Consider the following 22803-nt stretch of genomic DNA (forward strand, 5'->3'; position numbering starts at 1 on the left):
CGAGTGCCTTTGGAGTGAGTATTTTTAAAAAGGTGAAAGTCAGGGAGTTCCTAGAGTCGCAATAACAAGCGGTATTGTGACAATGCTGACGAGCGTCGACAGCAAAATAGCAGCCGAGGCGCGCTGTGGGGCAATGCCGTAATGCGCGGCCAACATATAGACATTTCCTGCTACGGGCAGAGCGGACGCCGCAATTGCAACGCTTGCCGGGAATGTTTCGACCGGGATCAGCCAGATCAGGGCGATTGCCACGAAAAGTGGGTGGAGCACCAGCTTGCAGAAACTCAACCAGGCTGCGATCTGAATTCTTTCTGCGGATTTGCCAGCCAGGGACGCGCCGATTGCAAAAAGCGCTCCGGGGGTAGCGGCACCACCGAGAATGGTCAGAAAGCTGTTCAGCGGATCGGGAACCGGGATTTGCAGGGATGACCAGACGAGCCCGGCAGAGATCGAGACAATCATGGGGTTCTTGAGCAGACCCATTCCAATCAGTTTGAAAGTGGCTGGCGTCAGCCTTCCGTCACGCCCACCGTTGATCAGGATCACGATCAGAGACGAGAATACAACCAGATCTACGGTCAGAACCAGCATGACCGGGCCAATAGCTGCTTCGGTGAACAGCACCGCGAGCATTGGCAGGCCAAGAAAGCCAACGTTTCCAATGGCAGCGCATTGTGCTTCAACCGCCGAAGTCGGCACATCAAGGCTGCGAATCCACGCTACGCAAGTGGCTATGCCATAAACAGCGGCGGTGCCTATGAGGTAACCGAAGATCAGTCTTGCGTTAAAAATCTCTGCAAAGGGCAGGGTCGCCGCAAATCGAAAAAGCATTGCCGACAGTGCGAAGAAGAATACGAACTTGGTCAGATATGCGGTTGCTTCGGCCGTAAAGAACCGTGTGCGCCCAGCCCAAAAGCCAAGGCCGATGATCGCAAAAAAGGGAAGTGTACGCAAAAAGATATCGGCCATAGGCCAAGTCCTAACACGGTTTGAAACCGTCGCAAGAGACCTGCGGCACAATTAGAACATTGCCAGATATTAGCGAAATACGAGAATCCTTGTACCTGAACCGAACGGTTTATAAACTGTATCAGGTATTGCTCGAGGAGATGACATGACCCAGACCGCCACCATCCTGCGCACAGGCCGAAAGTTCGATCAGGTTTTGCGCGGGGCCCGAGAGGTTTTCATGGCGGATGGATTCGAGGGCGCAAGCGTGGACGATATTGCCCGCGCGGCTGGAGTGTCAAAAGCAACCTTGTACAGCTATTTCCCGGACAAGCGTCTTTTGTTCATGGAAGTCGCGCAAACGGAATGCTGCCTGATGGCTGAACGGGTCATCGCGATGATTGACGAGACCAAACCCGCCCGCGAAGTACTGATGATCGCGGCCACGCAATTGACGGCGTTTCTGGTTTCAGATTTCGCGCAGCAAGTTTTCCGGATTTGTGTTGCCGAACGGGACCGGTTTCCGGAACTTGGCCGCGCATTTTACGAAGCGGGGCCGCAAAATGGCCAGCGTCAAATGGCGGAATATCTTGAAAAAGCCGTGGCCAAAGGTGAGTTGGCGATTGAAGATGTTTATATCGCGGCTGAGCAGTTCTCCGAGCTTTGCAAGGTAAGAATCTGGACCCGGGCCGCATTTGGAATTCAGAATTCGTTCAGCAAAGAAGAAATCACCGAAGTGGCGACACAAGCCGTGGATATGTTTCTTGCCCGTTATGGGGTCTGATCCGATTAAGAAATGGCCCATGTCCGGGTCAAGGACACAGGCCATTGCTCACACGCCAGAACACTCGATGCAGTTCAGCTTACTGCGATAAGTCTTTTCAAACTCTTTATTTGTCAAAGCGTTGGCGTGGCTTGGGACCCAACGTAGGTCGGAAAGAAAAGCAAATCAGTGTTCGAGTTTATTGCCCAGCTTGGTGCGCTTCAGCGCGTTAACAGCAGGCCAAGCCAGAAAGCGAACCAGCACAGAGCAAGGCTGAACAGAATATTGCCTGCTGCCAAAAACAATGTGCGTTCGCGGTGAAGCTCGAGCGATTGGTAGGCAAAGCTGGAAAAGGTTGTAAAACCGCCGCAAAACCCGAAAACAAGGCGTTTTTGGTCCTCGGCTATGTCTACAGGACCTCCCAAATACCCCACCCAGATCCCCAGCAACAAGCTGCCCAATACATTTACGAGCAAGGTTGCTAGTGGCAAGTCGTGCCGAATTTTCAGCGCCAGCCAATGGCGCATCACGGCCCCCAGACCCCCACCCAACGCGAACATGGAATGAAGATACAATTCGCTCATGACGGCGACTTTTCAGAGTGAAAATGACGACCAAGGCTTTCGCCAATCAGCGCGGCCGCAAGGCCAAATGAAACTTCCAGCCCGATTGCCAGGGACGTTACCCATAGGCCGCCTTCGGCCATACGTTCAAGATCAGCAACAAAAGATGAGAAGGTCGACAATCCGCCGCAAAATCCGACGGCGCCAAGATGCAGAACATGCGCGTGCACCTTATGGCGCACGGAATACAGCCAGCCCAGAACAAAACAGGCGGTCACGTTGATGCCGAAAGTCGAAGTTAGAAAGCTGAGGCCGGGGATTTCTAGTGCAAACGCCTCACGCATCAACGACCCAAGCGCCCCACCGACGAAGACGGACAGAAACATCACGCTTTTTCGTTCACGCCAGAGGTGGGAGTGTGTGTTTGCCAAGGATCGGCCCTTTGTCGTCCGGTTCGCGTGATTTATCCGCTGGTTGCACTGGGTTCAACAGTTGGTCCGTTCGTAACATGATTTCACATTTGCGTCCCTCAGCAGACATTTTACCGCTGACACTTGAAATAAAATTTCAATCTGTTTCACGTTGAGTTCTGACAGCATGGCTCATCAGCCCGATAAAAACACAAGGAGTTTGGAACATGATTGTACGCAGAATTTTCTTTTTTCTAAGCTGTGTCTGTCTGCCAGTGGTTCTGATCCTTGGGTTCTTCTGGTCGCCTGCCCATTGGCTTCTGATCATTTTGGTGCCGTACGCGATCATCGGTCTTTATGATGTTTTGACGACCAGGCACAACGTCCTGAACAACTATCCGGTTCTTGGCCATTTCCGGTACATGTTGGAATTTGTAAGTCCGGAAATTCGCCAGTACTTCGTTGAAACCAACGAAAGTGGCCGGCCTTTCAACAGAATTGTCCGAGGGCTGGTATATTCTCGGGCCAAGGGGCAGGTGGACACACAGGCGTTCGGTACGCAATACGACATTACCGAAACCGGGTATCATCGCGCCAACCACTCACTTGCCCCCAAACATGTAGACAAAAGTGAAGAACGCATATTGCTGGGCGGTCCACAATGTACGCAACCATACAGCGCCTCGCGTCTTAATGTGTCTGCCATGAGCTTTGGCGCGCTCAGCGCCAACGCCATCCGCGCGCTGAACGGAGGAGCCAAGGATGGGGGGTTCGCGCATAACACCGGAGAGGGCGGTCTGTCACCGCATCACCTGGCTGAAGGCGGAGACATCATCTGGCAGATCGGGACGGGTTATTTCGGGTGCCGGACCCCGGCTGGTGGATTTGACAAGGACAAGTTTGCCGAAAAGGCAAGAAAGGACGTGGTCAAGGCTATTGAGATCAAGCTGTCACAAGGTGCAAAGCCCGCCCATGGCGGTGTTCTGCCTGCTGCCAAAGTTGATGCTGAGATTGCCGAGATACGTGGTGTGCCAGAACATCAGGATGTGATTTCTCCGCCCACCCACAGTGCATTCGATGGGCCCACGGGTTTGATGCATTTTGTCCAGCACCTGCGGGAAATGTCAGGTGGCAAACCTGTCGGTTTCAAACTGTGCATCGGCAGGCCGTCCGAGTTCATGGCGATCTGCAAAGCAATGCTAGAAACGGGTATCTTGCCGGATTTCATCACGATTGACGGGGCAGAAGGGGGCACAGGCGCAGCCCCGGTGGAATTTACCAACCGGTTGGGTATGCCCCTGAACGAAGCCTTGATCTTTGTCAGCAACTGTTTGCGCGGTGTCGGAGTGCGTGACAAGATTCGGATCATCTGTTCCGGCAAAGTGGCGACCGGTTATGACATGGTCGAGAAGTTGGCGCTTGGTGCAGACATGTGCAACTCGGCGCGCGCGATGATGTTTGCGGTTGGTTGCATCCAGGCATTGCATTGCAACACAAACCGTTGTCCATCAGGGGTGGCTACACAAGATCCCATCCGCGGGCGCGCCGTGAATGTGCCGCAGAAACGTCGGCGTGTTCATCGCTATCACGATGCCACGCTGGAAAGTTTCCGCGAGCTTTTGGGCGCCATGGGCAAGGAAAAAGCATCCGAGTTACATCCCCGTGATATCTTGCGCCGCACTGCGGACGAGCATGAGCGCAGCTATGCCGAACTTTATACCTATCTGGAGGACGGCGCCTTGTTAAAGGACGACATTCCCGAAGAATTTGCAGATGATTGGAATCGAGCTTCGGCTGCACAATTCTGAAAACCACATTGGGTAGAGCAATGTTTGGTCATGTGAAAGCGCGGCTGTAATTGCCCGCTTTTTCCGCCGTCTTATGCAGCTTTCGTTATCTGGGAATGGATCGCGGGTTGTTTGCCACGTGGGTATTGATCTTGCGAATGCTCCATTCTACAGAATCTCGCATCGCGCGCCCCAAAGCAAGGTCAAACGCATTGATCAGGTCGGGTGTCTGATCGCTTGCCGCCACGACGTTTTCCTGGAACGAGCTGGACGCAATGATTTTGTCTTCGTATTCGTCGATCACCTTGATGTTAATACGAACTTCGACGCGAATTTTGGTTCCATTCTCGGTGTCTTCGATCACGACCCCCTGAAACTCTCGAAGGTCCGGGGCGATTACGTAATCGGCTCGCAGACCAACGGTTGAGCGTCCAACGGCTGCGACTTTGCCCGAGTTCTCAAAGCTCTCGACCAACAGCGTCTGAACGATCAAGGGCGCGCGATCCACCCAGCGGGCGCGGGGCAAATATTGAACCTGCAACGCGGTAGGTTGAATGGCAATCTGATCCGTGTTCACTGCGGCAGTTGCCGTCGGTTCCTGAACGACGATCTGCTTTTCAATCCTGGGCAGTGCTGAGGAAAAAGTGCTTTTAGGGGTCAGCAGATACAAGTCATTCGGTTTCGCCGCTTGTTTCAACGTGCCCAGACCAGCGCAGCCGCCAAACAACACGACCATCAACATTGCAAGTACGGGCTTGATCATTGACGGAACTCCGATGCTTGGGTGCCCAGAAGGAAACGTGCCGGATCGCGTTCAACTTTGTCTACGAGGCGATCCAGACTGATAACAAGACGCTGGGATTCTTCGATAAAACGAACAAACTGAGGCAACCCGACACGTAGGAAGTCTGACACTTGTCGGCGGTTGCTCTGCACGATGTCGTCGATGGTTCCCAGCAATTCGGACGCGGAATTTGACGCGCTCAGGACGTCATCCGAGATCTGATCGATCTTTTCCGTTATGCCCGCGACGGTTTCGGTCACCTGATTGGCCGCCTTCCGGACATCTTCCGCAACAGGTGCCACGTCTTCCTCCATGACACGATTTGCAGAGTCAAAAGCGGATTCTGCCGAAGCCAGCGCCCCCTTGGCGGACTCCATCGCCGTAGTAATCGAGCCAAGCGCCGTATTGGCGTTCAGAACGGTTTCGTTCACAATTCCAAGGGTAACGCTGCCTTCATCAGACAAAACGGTCAATCGTTCAGCCAGTTGCGAGCCTCGCTCGATGAAAGGCTTCACGTCCTGCTGCAAAATGCGGTCAGCCGTCTGAAGGGTTGTTTTAGCATCGTCCAGCGCGGTCTTGGCGGACCCGGAAGCCGTTTTGACGGCTTCCAATGTTTCCGCACCAGTTTTGAGCGTTGTTTGAGCAGTTTCGATCAGTGGGTCCAGCCGCTTTGAAAACGCGCCAATATCCTGCGCAGCGCTGCCGATGTCATTTGCCACGGATTCAAAACTTGTCAGTGTTTTGTCCAGTTTACCTGTGGCCGAAGCAAGATTGTCCAGAATACCGCTCACAGCTTCCCGGTTTTTATCATCGACGACTTTGTTCAGGTTTTCCAAAAGCGTCACGGCTTCATCCAGAACTTTTGGCGCGCCTTCGAACAGGGATTGAATTGCGCTGCGTTTGCTCTTGATAATGCTCTTTTGTGGCAATCGTTCAGCGTTAGCCGATCCGCCGGTCAGTTCAACATAACCAACACCGGTTACGCCAAGTGACTGAAGCTGTGCGATTGTCTCATTGGTTATCGGAATGTCTGCGTCCACTTCGATCCGCACCCGAACCTTTGACGGGTCATTTTCGTCCAGTTGCAAGGAAACGACCTGCCCGACAGGCAAGCCGTTGAAGTTCACGCCGCCGGCCGCCGACAAACCTGCGACATTGTCAAAAAGTACATCGTAATAAGCGTATTGGCGCGTGATCTCAAACTTGGCGAGCCACAGGAAAAAGCCGAATGCGCCCAGCAACCCTGCAAGGGTAAACGCGCCGATCAGGATATAGTTCGCCCGGGTTTCCATTGCCTTTACCTGTTTTGCCCCTTCTGTTGTGCCGCGCGGGCGCGGGGGCCTGTGAAGTATTCCTGTACCCAAGGATGGTCGACCTTGGTCATATCCTCAATCGGACCTTCAACCAGCACGCGCTTTTCTGCAAGCACTGCAACGCGGTCGCAGATCGCGTAAAGACTGTCCAGATCATGGGTGACCATGAAAACGGTCAACCCAAGTGCCTGCTGTAATTCGCCGATCAGTTCATCATACGCCGCTGCGCCGATCGGGTCCAATCCTGCGGTTGGTTCGTCCAGAAAAACGATCTCGGGGTCAAGAGCCAGCGCCCGGGCCAGCGCAGCGCGCTTGCGCATGCCACCCGACAGTTCTGACGGAAACTTGCCGCAACTCAGCTGTGGCAGTCCCACGAGGCTGATCTTCAACGCACCCAGAGACTCCATTAGTTTTTCGCTGAGACCTGTGTGTTCCCGCAACGGAGCCATCACGTTTTGCAGCACGGTCAGTGACGAAAACAAGGCCCCGTCCTGAAAGGCAACACCCCAGCGGCGTTCGATCCTGCGGCGGTCATCCTCTGGGCCATTCAGAACATCGACGCCCAGCACTTCGATTTCTCCGGCGGCGGGCTTGTTCAGCCCTACGATAGTTCTGAGTAATACGGATTTACCGGTGCCCGACCCGCCAACGATTCCCAGAACTTCTCCCTTCCAGACATCAAGATTCAGGTTTTCGTGTACCACCTGGGTACCGAACTGAGTTCGGAGCCCGCTTACACGAATGACAGCCTCACGGTCTTTAGTTGTGGCGACTGATGGCTGTGGTGTATCCCCGGTCATGTCATATTCCGATCTCTGAGAAGAAGATCGAAAACAAAGCGTCGATTGCGATCACCATGAAAATGGATTGAACAACTGATGCTGTCGTACGTTGACCGACACTTTGGGCGGACCCTTTGACCTGCATTGCCTGCCAGCAGGCAATTACGCCGATGACGAGCGCAAAGAACGGAGCTTTGATAAGACCGACCGCCAATTGCCAGACGTCGGTGTTTTCCTTCAAACGAGTAAGAAACATGCCGGGGCTTACCCCCAGGTCGATCCAGCTCATCAATGCGCCACCAAACAGACCCGCGATATCGGCGACAAAACCCAGTATGGGCAGCATGATCAACAAGGCCAAAACGCGGGGAATGACCAGAACTTCGATCGGGTCCAGACCCAGCGTTCGCATTGCGTCGATTTCTTCCTGCACTTTCATCGAACCGATAGATGCGGTGAATGCAGAACCCGAGCGCCCGGCAACAATAATTGCCGTCAACAATATGCCCAATTCACGCAGAACCGAGATCGAGATCAGTTCGACCACGAATATCTCAGCTCCAAATTGCTTCAGCTGGGTTGCGCCCTGAAAGGCCAGTACGACACCGATCAGAAATCCCATAAGGGCCACGATTGGCAGTGCTTTGAACCCGGTCTCTTCCATGTGTGTGACCAGCGCTGCCTTGCGCAGTCGCCATGGCATAACAATGGTACGAAACAGCCGATGCAGTGTCAGACCCAGAAATTCAAGGATGGAAAGCGTATCCCGCCAGGCACCTACGGTGATGTGACCCATTTGTGCGATCAAATCCAACAGACTTCGCGGTTTATCAAGTTCACCGGGTTCGTCGGGTATGCTGCGGGTTACAGTATCTATCAGAGTGGCATGTGCCGGTTTCACCCCTTGAAATTCAAGTGTTGCACCTTGCGACGTGAAGCGTTTGCCAAGGTCCGCGATCAGCCAGGCACCGCCGGTATCCAGGGCTTCGACCTCGGACAGATCGAGAACAAGCCTGTCTCCGGTTGGGCGGACAGAGGCAAAACCTTGTTCAACGGTTTGCAGCGATTGCGTGAGCAGCTCTCCGGATATGCGTACACGAGTACCGCTGGAATCGTGTTCTGAGATTATCGAAGGCTGCGTCATGAGGTCATGTGAAGTGAAACATTCAATGACCGCAATGGCTTTGTGCCATTGAACATCTTTTTGCCGCGCCGGATGGCCTTGACGTCACGCCGACCGTCGCATTGGAGCTATGCTGAACAGGTGCTTACCAGAAGTTATCGCACAGCAACTTTGTCGGGATAATACGCCTTTGTCCGACCGACAAATCGGTTGCGCTATGGCGGGAAGCAATACACATTCCGCGTTGTTTATTTTATTACGGCGCGGAATCGGAGAAGTCGGTATGCATCAGACCAAGAACGTCTTGTTTGTCATCATCGATCAACTCAGAGCGGATTGCCTGTCCGGGGCCTTGGCAGACCATGTGAACCTTCCGAATTTGCGGGCTTTTATGGATGAGGCCGTGACCTTTACCCGCCATTTCTCGGTCACCAATCCCTGCGGTCCCTCGCGAGCATCGATTCTGACCGGCCAATATGCGATGAATCATCGGTCGGTTAGAAACGGAACGCCGTTGCGACACGATACCCCGAACATTGCCACGGAAATGCGCAAAGCTGGTTACTTGCCAATGTTGTTTGGGTACACAGATACCTCCGCCGATCCGCGCGTCCATGATCCCAATGACCCTGACCTCAAGTCTTACGAACAGTCGATGACCGGGTTCGTTGAAGTTGTCGAAATGCGCCTTGAAGAATCATATCCATGGCAAGCCCATCTGATGAAAAAGGGGTATCAATTCGAAAAGTACTGGGACGTCTACAAGCCCGTTTCGCCCGATGGTGGACACCCGCGGCTGAATGATCCCGCGCTGTATCGGGCAGAAGACAGCGATACAGCCTTTCTGACCGATGCCTTTCTGGACGGAATCGCGCCTCATCGTGGAAAGGGTTGGTTCGCCCATTTGACCTATATCCGCCCGCATCCGCCGTTGGTCGCACCGGCCCCCTACAATGACATGTATGACCCGGCGGACATCCCTCTGCCGCACTGCTTGCCGAGCGCAGCAGCAGAAAAAGCGCTGCATCCGTTCTTCGGACCAAAGCTGGATACCTATAGCGCGAAAAAATTCGTTCACGGTTTTGATGACGTTGAACCTACGGACGAAAACAATCGCACTTTGCGTGCTATATATCTTGGCCTGGCAACAGAGGTTGATCACCACATCGGTCGTGTTGTCCAGTACCTGAAGGACAGCGGGCAATACGACGATACACTGCTGGTTATCACCGCCGATCATGGTGAAATGCTGGGGGATCGACACAGCTGGGGCAAGATGACGGTCTACGATGCGGCGTATCACACACCGCTGATGATCCGTTTGCCCGGGAATGAAGCTATGGCGGGAAGCAAGATCACCGTTCCAACCGAGTCTGTGGATGTCACACCAACCATATTGGACTGGATTGGACAGGCTGTTCCGAACGCTATGGATGGACGGTCCTTGCTGCCATTGTTGCGGGGTAATATCCCAGACGATTGGCGCGACTATTCTTTCAGCGAACTTGATTTCTCAGAACCTGAAAACCCGACGTTATGGCAGCAAGAATTGGGGACCGGTAACAGCGACTCGTGTTTGGGAATATTGCGGGATGAACGGTTCACCCTGGTCGAGTTCGCTGCCGACCTGCCCCCGATCCTGTTCGACCATCAAGGTAAGGGCGAATTTGAGAATGTCGCGGAGAATCCGGATTTTGCAACAGATCTCGCACGGTTAGGCCGACAGATGTTGCGCCACCGGATGAAAAATATGGACCACACATTGTCCTTGCACTCGATCACATCTGAAGGCGCAAAATCCTGTCCCAGATACACATCTTAGAACGCGGTTTATTGTCAACGTTCATCTATTCTGCCTGTACCGGATGCTCGGTCACGGGCGGGTGTGTCGAAGTATTTTGCTTTGTGCACTCCCGGATTGCAAAAAGCAATTGAACGAAGACAGGGTCCGAAACGCCTCCCCTCAATTCCACTACCCGTGCATGGTTTCAGATGCTAGGCATGAGCCGAGGAGACGACGAATTTGGACATAACGGAAAAGCGTATCAAGGCGATGACGACCGCCGGGCTGAACCTGATCGGTCAGGCGCTTTCCATTTATGACAGCAAATTGCAACTGGTGCTCAGCAATCGCCGCTTCCAGGAAATGTTCGGTTTGCCGGACGAGCTTGTTCAAAGGGGTGCTTTGTTTCGGGATACGATCCACTTTCTTGCCAGCCGCGGTGAGTATGGCGACGATGAAAGTGTCGAGGAAATGGTCAATCTGCGCGTCCAGCAAGCCTTGGCGTTTGAGCCTCACTACATGGAGCGCGTGCGTCCCAATGGGCAGGTTGTTTCAATTGAAGGCGCACCGCTGCCACAAGGCGGGTGGGTCGCGGTCTACACCGATATCACCGGAACGCGGCGGGCGGAAAACCTGTTGCGCGCGCGGTCAGAGGAACTGTCGGAACAGTTGCTGAGCCATGCGGAAGAACTGTCCGCAACCAATCGCAAACTTGCGGCCACGATCGCGGCACTGGAAGAGGCCAAGCGGGAATTGACCGAAATCGAAGCCCGTACTCGTATGGTGACCGAGATGATGCCGGCTCATATTGCGCATTTGGACAGCGACGGCCGATACGATTACTCGAACCGTCGCCTGAGCGCCGTCATGCCTGGGCGTCCGTCCGATATTCTGGGGCTTCACATTTCTGAAGCGCTGGGTGCGACCGCCTTTGAACGGGTTCAGGCCCATTTGTTTAAGGCCTATAGCGGAGAGCCGTCGGTTTTCGAGTTCACCGAAGATCAGGATTCCCGACGCATCCGGGTTTCGTTTACGCCGGATGGGGCAGGGGGTGTGTACGTGATGTCGGTGGACATCACCGAAGAGACACAGGCACGCGTTGCATTACAGCAAACCCGCCGCCGGGCGATGGCAGCCCAGATGACCAGCGGGCTTGCCCATGACTTTTCCAATCTGCTCACTATCATCCTGGGGATGCAGTCCCGCCTCGACAAGATGGATTTGCCGGATGGCGCGCAGGAACTTGTGGCCGCAACTCAACAAACCGCGCGCCGGGGCGGGCAGCTGCTGAACCGGATCGCCGACATGACTGGAAACCGAACGCCGCAACCGCAGGCAACGGACATCGGGGGATTGTTGGAAGACCTGAGGATTCTGGCGACACCCTCACTGCCTCGCGGTGTGGGCCTGTCCGTCGTAAACACCTTGCCAAAACAAACATTGATGCTTGATCCGGGTATGGTTCAGGATGCGCTTTTGAATTTGGTCCTGAATGCCCGGGATGCCTGCGGGAGCACGGGTCAAATCACAATCAGTGCACATGCCATAGGTGAGATCTGGATCGAAGTCACGGTTTCCGACACCGGGCCGGGGTTTTCACCCGAGGCGCTAGAAAAGGCACTGAACCCGTTTTTCACAACAAAAGGGAGCGACGGGTCAGGACTGGGGCTGCCGATGGTTTATGATACGGTCAAGCTTGCCGGTGGCGATCTGAATCTAAGAAATACACCATCTGGGGCCTCAGTTGTCATGCGTTTGCCTTTTCGGCCCGCTCCTCCGGCTCAGGGTGGATTGGTACTGTTGGTTGAAGACAGCGAAGACCTGCGCGGGCAGTTTAGGGACATGCTGGTGGATTTGGGCTTTACTGTCATTGAAGCAAATTCAGTTGATGAAGCACTGGCCTTGATATCGAGTGTGAAGGACATTTCGCTGGTCTTGTCGGATATCCGTCTGGAAGGACACGGTACAGGCTTGGACATCCTTGAACAGTTGAAACCGGGGTTGCCGCTTATCCTTATGACATCTCTGCCAAATTCAGATCCGCTGCATCAACGGGCGCTTGCCCTGGCACCTGTTTTGCGTAAACCGTTCTCACAGGCTCAATTGTCTGCTCTGATCCAAACCGAGGCCGCCTGATGTCGCAACCACTGGTGACCATTCTCGACGACGAACCCGAGATACGGCGCATTCTGACGGATGCACTGGAGGATGCCGGTTTCCGGACGCAGAGTTTTTCCCGTGCCAGAGAGTTTGAAGCAGCCCTTAATCGAGTAACCCCTGATGTTTGCCTTGTGGACCTGTCTTTACCAGATACCGACGGGCTGGCGCTAGTTCATCGCTTGGCGCTGGAACAGGGTGCAGCAGTGATCATTATTTCCGGCCGGGCACAGGTTCAGGACCGTGTGACAGGGCTGGAGTTGGGCGCGGATGACTATATTACCAAGCCGTTTGACCCGACAGAAGTCGTTGCCCGGGTGCGGGCCAGGTTGCGCGCGCCGCGCGGTCGGACATCACAATCGGACAGGGCGGAATTCAACGGCTGGATTGCGCATTTTGATCGGTATGTTCTGGAAGACGGGTCAGGGACTGAAACACCTTTCAGCCATGCTGAAGGCGAGGTTTTGCGTCTGTTTCTGGAAAGCCCCAAGCGGCTGATCAGCAGGGGGCAGATGCAGGAGTCCTTGGGCGGTGCGGCCGGCGACAGTTTTGATCGTGCTATGGATGTCAGAATCTCCAGGTTGCGTACGAAACTTGGTGAAGATCCAAAGAATCCGCGCCTGATCAAAACGATTTACGGTGCCGGGTATATTTTCCTGGGGGATGTCGACTGGAAATAGTGACGCTCTGGTGGCCAGAGTGTAAACCTGAGTTTCTTTTGTTCCCCTCCGCGTCAGGAGATGTTGATGCAAAATGCTGTAAGCATCTGAAAAAAGATATTTTAGTCTTCTCACTTACTCACGCAAAGCTTGATCTTTAATCTTCACGACAGGTTCCAGCAGATACTCCAATACGGATTTTCTACCTGACAAAATGTCAACCTCTGCGATCATGCCGGGTATGATTTCCACCGCGACACCACTTCCGTCGAGCATGGTGTTGCTCGTGCGAATTTCCACAACGAACACCTCTTCGTCGTTCCGCTCTGAACGTGTGACGGTATCGGCGCCAATCCGTACGATTTCACCATCCAGCGCCCCGTATCGCGCAAAATCATAAGCCGTGATCTTTACCTTTACGGGCTGTCCAGCACGCAAAAATGCAATATCTTCGGGCTTTACGTAAGCCTCGACCAATAGTGTGTCGTCCAGGGGAACAATCTCGACAAGGTCTTCGCCACTTCGCGCCAAACCTCCAATGGTGGTTCGGTGGATGCGATTAACGATACCGCGAACCGGAGAGCGAACCTGCGCTCGTGCAGCGCGGTCGCGTAGGGCAGGCAAGGCTGGTTGCAAGGCCGCCAGTTCCGCAGTTACAATTGCCAATTCAGTAAGCGCCGCACTTCGAAATCGGCTATGAGCAGCCAGAATCCGATCATCGATTTCATCCAAACCAGTTTGCAACCTGTTGGTCACGGCTTCGGCCCGGACCTTGCGACCGCGCCAATCAGCCTCGCTGCGCCGCAACGCCAGCAATGTTGTCGCAGGTTCCATTTGCCGCTCAACAAGCGGAGCAATGATCGCACGCTCCTCCCCAAGTACATTTAGGGTTTCTTCTGCCGTCACCTGATCCACTAAACCTTCTTCGTGTTCTCGCTGCTTTTGTTCACGCTGACGTTCCAAAATTGCGATTTCTGCCGCCAGCTCTGCTTGCCGACCCTGATACAATGCAGTTTCCGAACGCACGACACTGGGTGCACCTTCGATCAGCTGCGCATCGAAACTTAATTGTGTTCCATCAATTTCTGCCTGCAGACGTTGTGCACGGGCTTGCAGCCCAAAAGCGCGCTGTTGTTCCTGGCTAAGTTGGCTGTCGATTTGTGTGGCGTCCAATTCCATCAACAATGCCCCTTTGTCGACCAACTGGCCTTCGCGCACATGAAGCGACCGCAACACGCCGGGCTCGGCGGCATCGATCACCTGTATGTCGCCCGAAGGCACGATCCGCCCATTGACGCGTGTTACGTCATCCAACTCGGTCAAATGCGCCCACAACCCGGCCGAGACAATACAGGACAGGATCAACAGCAAGAGCAATGAACAACGAACGGGAGAGCGCCCCTGCATTTCGCGCGCCAACTTCGCCAGATCAGGATGCTGCGACATTCAAGTGCCTCCCTTTCTGGCGCATGTGCTGCGTCAGCAAGCTCTTGGGTCCATCAGCTGCGATTTTTCCGTTTTCCAGAACGATAACCCTGTCCACAAGCTCCAGCAGGCTGGTTCTGTGCGTTACAATGACCAGGGTTGATCCGGAGGTTGACGTACTCAGGCGTTGAACCAGTTGGGCTTCGGTTTTGACGTCCATCGCACTGGTTGGCTCATCAAAAAGCAAAACCGGAGGACGCCCGACAAGTGCCCTTGCAAGTGCGATTGCTTGCCGTTGACCCCCGGAAAGCCCCTCACCGCGTTCCGCGAGTTGAAGGTCATAGCCCGACGGATGGCTGTTCACGAATTCTTCGACACCGGCAATACGACCGGCTTCGACTATATCGCAATCTCTGGGTCGGACTGCACCGCTGGCGATATTCTCCCGGACAGACCCCGAAAAAAGCCAGACATCCTGCAGGACAGATCCAATATTGCGCCGCAAGTCACCTGGGTCGATCTGACGTATGTCGAGCCCATCAATCATGACCGAGCCTACTCGTGGCGTGTAAAGCCCCAACAGCAGGCGCGCAATCGTGCTTTTCCCGCATCCGATTTGACCTAGAATTGCGACTTTCTCACCAGGCTTTATAGTGAAAGACACGCCTCGCAGGGTATCTTCGCTTTGGTCAGAATACGAAAAATACACGTTATTAAAGGCAATTGCCCCTTTGAAATCAGATCGGGTCAGCCATGTGCGCCCCTCCGGGCGTTCGCTTTCTGCGTGCATTAGCGCATTGAGGTTGCGATAGGCGCATCTGGCCTGGTTTACGCGCGTCAAAGTCTGCGCCAGTTGACCCAGAGGGGCCAACGCCCGTCCAGTCAACATTACCGAAGCGACCAGGGCACCCATGCTGGCCTGCCCGTCAGTGATCAGAAAAACACCAAGAAATACAACAAGCACTTGCGCGGCCTGTTGGGTGAAACCGGTCAGGTTCAGGGCAAATTGCGTGACAGTCCGGCTTCGCGCACCATGCGCTGATTGCTGTTCGATGGCCTGTTCCCATCGTGCGCGCATTTTTCGGCCTGCTGCCGTTGTTTTAATGGTTTCAAGTCCCGAGACAGCCTCAACCAGAACTGATTGCTTGGACTGCCCGTCGGACAAGCTTCGTTCTGCCATTCTTGATAAAATTGGTTGCACCGCCAAACCTGTCAGGAGCACCACCGGTACGGCCAGTGCAGGGATCAAAGCCAGTTGTCCGCCTACCAGAAAGATCGCCAGGATAAACAATCCAATGAACGGCAGGTCGACAACGGCCACCAGCGTCGCGGATGTAAAGAACTCTCGCAGAGTTTCAAATTCGCGAATGGTGCTGGTCATGGCACCGGTAGACCCCGTGCGCGATTTCATCTGGATGTTCAGCAACTGGTCGAAAATGCGCCGGCCCATCAACAAGTCGGCTTTCTGCCCGGCCTTGTCGATAAACCCCGCCCGCAGCAACTTGAGGGTAAAGTCAAAACACAGTGCCAACGCCACACCCACGGTCAAAGCGATCAGCGACTCCGTTGCTTCGTTGGGCAATACCCGGTCATAGACCACCATGATGAATACGGACGTGGACAAACCAAGAAGATTTGCCAGCGCCGCTGCTAGCGCGACCTGAATGTATGACCACCGGTTTGCGGTTAGTGCGTTCCAGAACCAGTGACCGCCATGTGAACCGGGCACCCCCAATGTTTCACCGTCGTGATGGCGCCGGAACAGGATTGCATAACCGGTATAGCAGGTTGCCAGCCTGTCTTCGGAAATCTCACCGACACCTTCACCTAGCTCTGGGTCGAAGACCAATAAAGTACCTTTCTGCCTTCGTCCGTGAAAGACAACGGCTTTACCCTCTGCCAACAGCAACAGGGTGGGTGTCAGATTGTTATCCAAATCGGAAAGGCGCTTTGCCCCATACCCCGCCTGCATACCCGCCTTTTGCGCGAGGGTGAGAATGTCCCGTATTGTCAGATCCCCGTCCGCGCCACTTTGCGCCGCGTGCAGCGCCGCGAGACTCAATGGCCGTTCAAGTGCCGACGAGATATTCAACAGACAGGCTTCAAACGGTGTAAGCAGCGAAGCATTGGGGGCAGGGTCAGATGCGTTCATTGCGTATTGCCCCAGTCGCCCAATGAAACGCCGAGCAGGTCGAGTATGTCGCCGGTCAGGCTTAGGGCTGCATAATTGGTCAGAAAGTAGCTCTGTTCCGCAAGGATCAAACGTTCCTGAGCATTAACGTAGTCCCGCTGCGCATCCAGAATTTCAATGAGGCCACGGCGACCGATCGAAAATTGTTCGCGGGAAGCAGCGACATTTTCCGCGTTAGCCTCCACGGCAATCCGGGCTTCTTGTAACCGATCGGCACCCGCTTTTTGATCCGAACGGATAAAACCCAATTCTCGCGTTATTTCGCGGATAAGCTGCTCGCGCGCAAACTCGGTCTCTTTGACCAGCGATTCCGCCGCTGCTATTGCAGCGCGGCGCTGGCCGGTGCTGTCCAGCTCGTAATTGAAAGAAAAATCCACTCCAAAGTTCGCGTCACGATTGTTATTCTGGTTCGCGAATGCGGCGACCCTGACATCAGGGCTGCGACGCGCTTGCGCTGCGGACCATTCTGCCTTGGCAGCAAGCAGGCTTGCATCGGACCGCCGAACCTGAGGGCTGTTCATTATGATCTGCATGTCACTTCTTTCCAGTCCAGGTGCCGGAACTGGTGCAGAAAGAGCGCCGGGCTCATCCCCGAATACCTCGCGGAATCGCGCTTCGGCGCGGTCTGTTCGCGCATGCGCATCAGCCAGCTTTGTGCGCGCATCGGACATGCGCGACCGGGCTGCCAGAACGTCGGCACTCGAACCGACACCGTTTTCTGTTCGGTCGGTTATCTGGCGAACAAGCTCTTCATGTGTCAGAATATTCTGTGCTGCGATGCTTCGAATCTTTCGTTGATCCAGGACAAATACATAGGTCTCGATAGCTGCGAGAGCAGTGGATGAGGCTGTTTGAATCTGATCGCCTCTGCTTTCCAAGACACGTGCCCGCGCAGCGGTCAGATCCCCTGAGGACGCCCCTCCGTCATAGACCAATTGTGAGACCCTCACATACGGCGATACATCCGCTACATCTGAGGCAATCCTTTCAGATCGTGCGTTTAGCCCCAGCGAAACCTCCGGGAGAAAAGCGCCTTCAGCTGCGTCTTGTTTGGCTTTCGCGATGCCCATTCTGGATTTGACTTGCGCCAGGTTGGGGCTGTTCTCGACCGCCTTTTTCACCCGCTGCCCGAAGGCGCTGTGGCTTAGTGTTTCTGATGGTTTTGTTGCCCTGGCGCCGGCTGTTTGGGCTGCAAAGGACATCGTAACTGGCGTCAAATCGGGCGGGCGGGTGCAGGCAGAAATCGAGACCAAAAGCAGACTGAGCGTGACAAGATGCAGTGAATACTTTTTAAATCGCATACTGACCCTCCTGCCACCGATGGTCCAGCAGGCTTTCTTTTTGTTGGGCGGCGGCCAGCGCTTCTAGAAAATCCGAAGCATCAGATCGTACGCTTGGCGACGACCTTTTGACCATTTGTTCGGCGCGCAATTGAGCGGTCGTTAGCCACGAAAAATGGGTCAAGGAAACTAGGTGGGCATATATGAGGCGCAGGCCACCGTTCATGGCGAGCAATGAAAGATGCGCTGAAGGAACTTGCTGCAAGGCAACCACGTTGACACCAAAGTAACCGTCGAGGCTTTCGTCCGTTTGTGCGCAGGCGAGTGGAGAAAGAAGCCCCATACCGGCTATCGTACGGCACAACTGATTTGTGTTCTCCAGTGATGCTGTGAGAGTGCGAAAGAACGCTTGGACTTTTTGCAGTTCCGGCCCCAACTCTCCGGTTTTGTCAAAGAACGGCTCATCTTCGGGGTTGTCGGTAACCAAGTCCAAGCTTTCGTTGACAAGCAAGTCAAACTCCCCCTCACCGATTTTATCGTGAAGTTCAGGTGGCAGGAATTGAAACGGTGCACATCGCAGTGCAGAAGGAACATAGCTTGCACGCCAATCCCCTTCCGCTGACACGAATGGCGTCGGTTTGTCTGGTGTCACCGATAAGATTGCGACGGGGTAAAATCCCCGGTCGGATTTCAAAAATGCGATTGGAAAAGTGGCTGCTGCCTGAAGGATCTCTGCCTCTGCCACCGGGCAGTCGACCTTATCGCGCGCGAATTCGAACGACGTGTAACGTTTCCAGAACCGATGACCATGTCGTAATCGTGTGATTGGGGTTAAGCCATTCTGTGCCATAACTGCCTCAGGAAAATGATGGGCGCCAATTTGTTTCGAAGCCGCGTCAGGCGGTCGCGCCGGTTGGGTCGGTGTGTATGATGTTGTCCGCGGTCAAGCCGCTGAGATCGCCCAAACCATGGAAAGTGGCGAGGGTTTCGACGTTGGCGTCGCCTGGTGTCACGAAATCAACTTTGATCAGAACACTGTCCGTTCCGTCCGTTGCCATCACATAGAGCTCATCACCTGTAGATGCCCCGGCAAGGCTTTCTACAGCCGTTTCGAGTGTAACGGCATTGAGGTCCGCAAGAACGGTATCGAGGCCTACAAATCCAGTGTCTATGCCCAATGTGCCACCGACAGAAAGCAGTTCGAAACCCGTACCATCACCGCGGAGCGTGGCGACATTCAGTCCGCTGAACATTAGGGCGTCGGTTACATCTGCTGCAGACCCAATTGTGAAGCCGGTTATGCTGTCTACGCCATTGTTATTAGGGTCGGCTTCAAAGACAACGACGTCCCGCCCAGCTTCGGTGATGTCAATACTATCATCGCCACCACCGCCACGAATGATTGTATCCGTGTTTGCCGCGGTTAGGATGTCATTGCCATTGGTGCCAAACTGAATTGCAACAGGGCCACCTTCAGGTGATTTTATCGTTAACTCAATGGGTTGAGCAGCGTCCTGTACTGTCATCGTGAAGGTGACAAGAGGTTGGGACAAATCAGAAAAAACAGTCGCCGCCCCAGCGAAGTTGATGATGTCACCTGTGCCTGGGTTTGCCAGGAACAAATCAAACGCACTGTGTTCCGTGTCTGATCCGATGTCGAATGTGGCAACGGCTGAGTCGAACTCAAGCTCCGCTGTAAAAGCCAGGCCACCAGAGATGTCACGATTTGCATCGGCATAAATGGCAAACGTAACGGTTGACCCACTGCGTCCGACCTCAGAGATCACGTAGGCAGCAGGCTCATGAGCAACCGCCTGATCCGATACAGGTAAGGGATCAGGTCCCCCTGCAACAGTTGCCTGGGCAGAGATAATAAGATCATCCCCAGCCTCTATGGCGGCGAAATCTGACGACGCGACAGCCAGTGTCCAGGATCCGTCCGCGGTTACTGTCGCGCTACCGACGGGACTGCCGTTCAGCAAGACTTCCACGACTTGGCCGTTTGAAAGCCCGGCAGAGGAACCGCTGACAGTAATGCCTGACACCTTAGCGTCGGCAAGGGCCACCGTGTTGTTCACGCCGATATCGTCCAGCATCAGAACAGGCCGAAAGTCCGTCGTTACCGAACTGCTTGCCGCAACCGAGCTGTTGCCGGCGATATCGTCAACTGTTGCGGTGATGGTGTGGTTTGTTCCATCGGACAGCGCGCCTAGGTCGCTGGCTGGCACAGTGATCGCCCAGGTTCCGCCCGATGCAATACCGGTATAAGTTTGCCCGCCAAACGTGACAGACACTGTTTGGCCATCTTCCGAGGTCGTCGTGCCTGAAATTGTCAGGTCTGTAGCTTTTTCCGTTACATCCAATACGGAGCCAACCGGCAAACTGTCGGTCGTGATTGCTGGCGCCGTAAAATCGGTTGTAAAACTTTTCGAGGTTTGGTTGCCATTCCCAGCCGCGTCGGAAACAGAAGCCGTGACGTGGTAGGTGCTCGCATCCTGGAGGCCTGACAGCTCGGCAACTGTTGCCGTATAGGTCCAGACACCACCGGTTACCGTTGCGGTACCGCTTACATCTACAGTTCCGTCTGTGCGTGCGACCTCCACGGTAATGACCGTTCCATCCTGAGCGTCAGAGGTTCCCGAGACAATCAGGTCGGTACCTTGCTCAGCAGCGTTCATGACAGTGCCGTCAGAAATACCGGTTATTCCCAGGGTAGGCGGTGTGAAATCGGTCGTGAAACTATTGCTGGCCTGTGATGCCGGATTTCCTGCTTCGTCGGAAACATCAGCCGTGACCGTTATGGTGGCGGCGTCAGAGAGGGCCGCAAGGTCGGCAGCGGGGACAACTGAACTCCAAGACCCTCCGGCTGCTGTAGCACTGTAAGATTGACCGTTCAAAGTGACGGTCACGACTTGACCGTCTTCGGCCGACGTTGCGCCCGATATTGTCAGGTCCACCGCCTGTTCGGCAGCATTCATGAATGCGCCGGTCGAGAATGTGTCGATGCTGAGGGTTGGTGCTGTGACGTCTTTCAATAGTGTCACATCAGCCTGAGGGGCTGCCAGCCCGTTTGCGTCGCTGACGTCTGCAGTGATTTGAAAGCTGCCTCCGTCGGCCAAAGATGCCAGATCACCCGCTGGGACTGTTACAGTCCATGTTCCGCCCGTCACTGTTGAGGTATATGTTTGGCCATCCAGTGTGACGGTGACTTGCTGACCATCTTCGACATTGGCGGTTGTCCCGCTTATAGCCAAGCTAGACCCGGCTTCAGCGGTGCTGAGAACAGCGCCGACGGAAAGCGGAGATATCGAAATTGAGGGGCCGGTCAGGTCCACAGGTACAGTAACAAGAATCGGCGCGGCCGGGTTGCCAGCGATATCCTCGACCGCCACAACAATTGCAGCAGGTGTTCCGGTGGACAGACTGCCGAGGTCGGAATTGGGGATCGTGACAGTCCAGTTTCCGCCTGTCGCAGTACCAGTGTACACCTGACCGTCGAACGTGACGATGATGGTTTGCTCGTCCTCGGCCGTGGTGGAACCCGTTAAGGTTAAGTCACCAGCCACATCAATCAGGTCAATTGATCCACCCGCAACTAGATCCAGAGAAACACTTGGCGCGGTGAAATCCGTATCAACGCTTCCGCTGGCCTGTGCGGCCGGGTTTCCAGCCGCGTCAGTCACGTCTGCCGTTACATTTACGATTGCGCCGTCAGGCAAGGCGCTAAGGTCAGCCGCCGGGACGGTTACGCTCCACTGTCCACCGGAAACCGTACCGGAATAGCTTTGCCCGTTCAGTGAAACCGTTACGATTTGCCCGTCTTCAGCATCAGTTACACCGGTGACCGTCAGGTCGGTGGCCTGTTCGGCCAGGTTGAGTACCGGCCCGTCAGAAAATCCGGTGATTGACAGGCTTGGCGGGACCGTATCGATGTCAAACTGAACGGATTGTGTCGACAGCTCAGCCCCCGACCCATCCAGGTTCCTGATGGTCACCGTCGACACCCCCTGTGGAAGCGCGCTGGCCTCGGCGGCTGTCAGAGAGATGCTCCAGCTGCCATCGGGGTTGGGTGTCACGGTTTTGACCAGTGACCCTATTGTGACTTCGATAGTCGCAGTCCCTTCGGGAGCGATGGCGTTGGTGCTGACATTGTTCAGTGCAGTGGATTGCAGCTCTGCGAGGTTGAGGCTTGTGTATGTCGGCATGGGTTCGGATACGACGGGGCTGTCTTCACCGCCACCGCCGCCACCTCCTGCGGCCGCAGCCGCCCCGGCCAGACCCAATCCGCCCAACGCCGCGCCGGCCCCACTGATGCCGCCTGCGGACGCGCCTGCTTCCACAGCGCTGAACTGGGCAATCTCCTGAACCACATTCTCAGCGATCATGATGGCACCGCTGTCCAGGATCTGGACGTTTTCAGCCGCCACAATCATTGTGCGGCCATCGGCCATTTTTAGAAGAACATCGCCATTCTTCAACAACTTGACAGAGCGAACGCCTGGAATGGTTTCCGCGAATTGAAAAGCATACAGTTCTTCAATTGTGACTTGTGATAACGCGGGCAAGGCCATCAAAGTTGAAATCAACCCACCGGCAGCGCCGCGCCCTGCCCAGCGACCAAGTTTTCCATCGATCCACTGACGAATGTGTTGCTTGCGGTCCGTTTCCGAAGGTTCAGCCGCCGGACGGTTGTTGAACTCTGGTGCTTTGGTCATCTTACCCTCACATGTGGTTTCCGCGATCACCGAAAAGGAAGACATGTCGCGCTGATAACGGCTGGCTCATCTGTCTTTCCCGCTGGTTACTGTTGCGATCGAAAGTGAAAAATTGAGTTA

At 54.7% G+C, this 22803-nt stretch carries 17 protein-coding genes; 5 read left to right on the plus strand and 12 right to left on the minus strand.

Going from position 1 to position 22803, the window contains the following annotated elements; translation table 11 throughout:
* Window positions 1-39 precede the first annotated feature (39 nt).
* Window positions 40-969 (minus strand): AEC family transporter, encoded by a 930-nt coding sequence (locus ACR0NZ_RS14815; protein WP_480519920.1) that lies wholly within the window; start codon window positions 967-969, stop codon window positions 40-42.
* Window positions 970-1114: 145 nt separating this feature from the next.
* Here ACR0NZ_RS14815 and ACR0NZ_RS14820 point away from each other — a divergent pair, with 145 nt between their 5' ends.
* Window positions 1115-1732: a TetR/AcrR family transcriptional regulator gene (locus ACR0NZ_RS14820; protein ID WP_480519922.1), complete on the plus strand. Its 618-nt coding sequence runs from the start codon at window positions 1115-1117 to the stop codon at window positions 1730-1732.
* 200 nt (window positions 1733-1932) lie between these two features.
* On the opposite strand, the gene crcB is transcribed toward ACR0NZ_RS14820, so the two are convergent.
* Both crcB and ACR0NZ_RS14830 read right to left on the minus strand, forming a co-directional pair.
* Window positions 1933-2295, minus strand: coding sequence for a fluoride efflux transporter CrcB (crcB, locus tag ACR0NZ_RS14825; protein WP_480519924.1), 363 nt, complete (start codon window positions 2293-2295; stop codon window positions 1933-1935).
* Entirely contained in the window at window positions 2292-2660 is a 369-nt protein-coding gene (locus ACR0NZ_RS14830; RefSeq protein WP_480519926.1) for a fluoride efflux transporter FluC, read from the minus strand. The genes crcB and ACR0NZ_RS14830 overlap by 4 nt, the downstream gene beginning before the upstream one ends.
* Window positions 2661-2911: 251 nt before the next feature.
* On the opposite strand from ACR0NZ_RS14830, the gene ACR0NZ_RS14835 reads away from it, so the two are divergent.
* Window positions 2912-4492, plus strand: a complete 1581-nt coding sequence (locus ACR0NZ_RS14835) for an FMN-binding glutamate synthase family protein (protein ID WP_480477224.1) — start codon at window positions 2912-2914, stop codon at window positions 4490-4492.
* 85 nt (window positions 4493-4577) lie between these two features.
* On the opposite strand, the gene ACR0NZ_RS14840 is transcribed toward ACR0NZ_RS14835, so the two are convergent.
* The 4 genes from ACR0NZ_RS14840 to ACR0NZ_RS14855 are packed head-to-tail and all read right to left on the minus strand — an operon-like array spanning window position 4578 to window position 8494.
* On the minus strand, window positions 4578-5234 hold the full coding sequence (locus tag ACR0NZ_RS14840; RefSeq protein WP_480519928.1) for an ABC-type transport auxiliary lipoprotein family protein: 657 nt from the start codon (window positions 5232-5234) through the stop codon (window positions 4578-4580).
* Window positions 5231-6547: an MlaD family protein gene (locus ACR0NZ_RS14845; protein WP_480519930.1), complete on the minus strand. Its 1317-nt coding sequence runs from the start codon at window positions 6545-6547 to the stop codon at window positions 5231-5233. The genes ACR0NZ_RS14840 and ACR0NZ_RS14845 overlap by 4 nt, the downstream gene beginning before the upstream one ends.
* Window positions 6548-6552: 5 nt before the next feature.
* Window positions 6553-7368 (minus strand): ABC transporter ATP-binding protein, encoded by an 816-nt coding sequence (locus tag ACR0NZ_RS14850; RefSeq protein ID WP_480519932.1) that lies wholly within the window; start codon window positions 7366-7368, stop codon window positions 6553-6555.
* Window position 7369: 1 nt separating this feature from the next.
* Entirely contained in the window at window positions 7370-8494 is a 1125-nt protein-coding gene (locus ACR0NZ_RS14855; protein WP_480519934.1) for an ABC transporter permease, read from the minus strand.
* 262 nt (window positions 8495-8756) lie between these two features.
* Between ACR0NZ_RS14855 and ACR0NZ_RS14860 the strand changes: the two genes are divergently transcribed.
* From ACR0NZ_RS14860 to ACR0NZ_RS14870, 3 genes are all read left to right on the plus strand, one after another.
* A complete protein-coding gene (locus ACR0NZ_RS14860) occupies window positions 8757-10295 on the plus strand; it encodes an alkaline phosphatase family protein (RefSeq protein WP_480519936.1) in 1539 nt (512 codons plus the stop codon).
* A 201-nt stretch (window positions 10296-10496) separates the two neighbouring features.
* Window positions 10497-12392 carry a PAS-domain containing protein gene (locus tag ACR0NZ_RS14865; RefSeq protein ID WP_480519938.1) on the plus strand — a complete coding sequence of 632 codons (1896 nt, stop codon included), beginning with the start codon at window positions 10497-10499 and terminating at the stop codon, window positions 12390-12392.
* Window positions 12392-13093, plus strand: coding sequence for a response regulator transcription factor (locus ACR0NZ_RS14870; RefSeq protein ID WP_480477238.1), 702 nt, complete (start codon window positions 12392-12394; stop codon window positions 13091-13093). Before ACR0NZ_RS14865 ends, ACR0NZ_RS14870 begins: the two co-directional genes overlap by 1 nt.
* A 114-nt stretch (window positions 13094-13207) precedes the next feature.
* On the opposite strand, the gene ACR0NZ_RS14875 is transcribed toward ACR0NZ_RS14870, so the two are convergent.
* The 5 genes from ACR0NZ_RS14875 to ACR0NZ_RS14895 are packed head-to-tail and all read right to left on the minus strand — an operon-like array spanning window position 13208 to window position 22683.
* Complete coding sequence (locus tag ACR0NZ_RS14875; protein ID WP_480519940.1) at window positions 13208-14518, minus strand: HlyD family type I secretion periplasmic adaptor subunit; 1311 nt, start codon at window positions 14516-14518, stop codon at window positions 13208-13210.
* A complete protein-coding gene (locus ACR0NZ_RS14880) occupies window positions 14502-16649 on the minus strand; it encodes a type I secretion system permease/ATPase (protein ID WP_480519942.1) in 2148 nt (715 codons plus the stop codon). The genes ACR0NZ_RS14875 and ACR0NZ_RS14880 overlap by 17 nt, the downstream gene beginning before the upstream one ends.
* Entirely contained in the window at window positions 16646-17989 is a 1344-nt protein-coding gene (locus ACR0NZ_RS14885; protein ID WP_480519944.1) for a TolC family protein, read from the minus strand. The genes ACR0NZ_RS14880 and ACR0NZ_RS14885 overlap by 4 nt, the downstream gene beginning before the upstream one ends.
* The gene (locus tag ACR0NZ_RS14890) at window positions 17979-18818 is read right to left on the minus strand and encodes a SapC family protein (RefSeq protein WP_480519946.1); all 840 of its coding nucleotides are present in this window, start codon (window positions 18816-18818) and stop codon (window positions 17979-17981) included. Before ACR0NZ_RS14890 ends, ACR0NZ_RS14885 begins: the two co-directional genes overlap by 11 nt.
* Window positions 18819-18864: 46 nt before the next feature.
* Window positions 18865-22683: an Ig-like domain-containing protein gene (locus ACR0NZ_RS14895; protein ID WP_480519948.1), complete on the minus strand. Its 3819-nt coding sequence runs from the start codon at window positions 22681-22683 to the stop codon at window positions 18865-18867.
* Between the last annotated feature and the right edge of the window lie 120 nt (window positions 22684-22803).

Source organism: Ruegeria sp. AE3 (genome assembly GCF_056542225.1).

Coding starts and splice junctions, on each gene's coding strand:
- ACR0NZ_RS14890 (WP_480519946.1), bottom strand. CDS start 18,818: ATGGCACAGAATGGCTTAACCCCAATCACACGATTACGACATGGTCAT.
- ACR0NZ_RS14840 (WP_480519928.1), bottom strand. CDS start 5,234: ATGATCAAGCCCGTACTTGCAATGTTGATGGTCGTGTTGTTTGGCGGC.
- ACR0NZ_RS14875 (WP_480519940.1), bottom strand. CDS start 14,518: ATGTCGCAGCATCCTGATCTGGCGAAGTTGGCGCGCGAAATGCAGGGG.
- ACR0NZ_RS14820 (WP_480519922.1), top strand. CDS start 1,115: ATGACCCAGACCGCCACCATCCTGCGCACAGGCCGAAAGTTCGATCAG.
- crcB (WP_480519924.1), bottom strand. CDS start 2,295: ATGAGCGAATTGTATCTTCATTCCATGTTCGCGTTGGGTGGGGGTCTG.
- ACR0NZ_RS14845 (WP_480519930.1), bottom strand. CDS start 6,547: ATGGAAACCCGGGCGAACTATATCCTGATCGGCGCGTTTACCCTTGCA.
- ACR0NZ_RS14870 (WP_480477238.1), top strand. CDS start 12,392: ATGTCGCAACCACTGGTGACCATTCTCGACGACGAACCCGAGATACGG.
- ACR0NZ_RS14830 (WP_480519926.1), bottom strand. CDS start 2,660: ATGTTTCTGTCCGTCTTCGTCGGTGGGGCGCTTGGGTCGTTGATGCGT.
- ACR0NZ_RS14880 (WP_480519942.1), bottom strand. CDS start 16,649: ATGAACGCATCTGACCCTGCCCCCAATGCTTCGCTGCTTACACCGTTT.
- ACR0NZ_RS14815 (WP_480519920.1), bottom strand. CDS start 969: ATGGCCGATATCTTTTTGCGTACACTTCCCTTTTTTGCGATCATCGGC.
- ACR0NZ_RS14850 (WP_480519932.1), bottom strand. CDS start 7,368: ATGACCGGGGATACACCACAGCCATCAGTCGCCACAACTAAAGACCGT.
- ACR0NZ_RS14860 (WP_480519936.1), top strand. CDS start 8,757: ATGCATCAGACCAAGAACGTCTTGTTTGTCATCATCGATCAACTCAGA.
- ACR0NZ_RS14885 (WP_480519944.1), bottom strand. CDS start 17,989: ATGCGATTTAAAAAGTATTCACTGCATCTTGTCACGCTCAGTCTGCTT.
- ACR0NZ_RS14855 (WP_480519934.1), bottom strand. CDS start 8,494: ATGACGCAGCCTTCGATAATCTCAGAACACGATTCCAGCGGTACTCGT.
- ACR0NZ_RS14835 (WP_480477224.1), top strand. CDS start 2,912: ATGATTGTACGCAGAATTTTCTTTTTTCTAAGCTGTGTCTGTCTGCCA.
- ACR0NZ_RS14895 (WP_480519948.1), bottom strand. CDS start 22,683: ATGACCAAAGCACCAGAGTTCAACAACCGTCCGGCGGCTGAACCTTCG.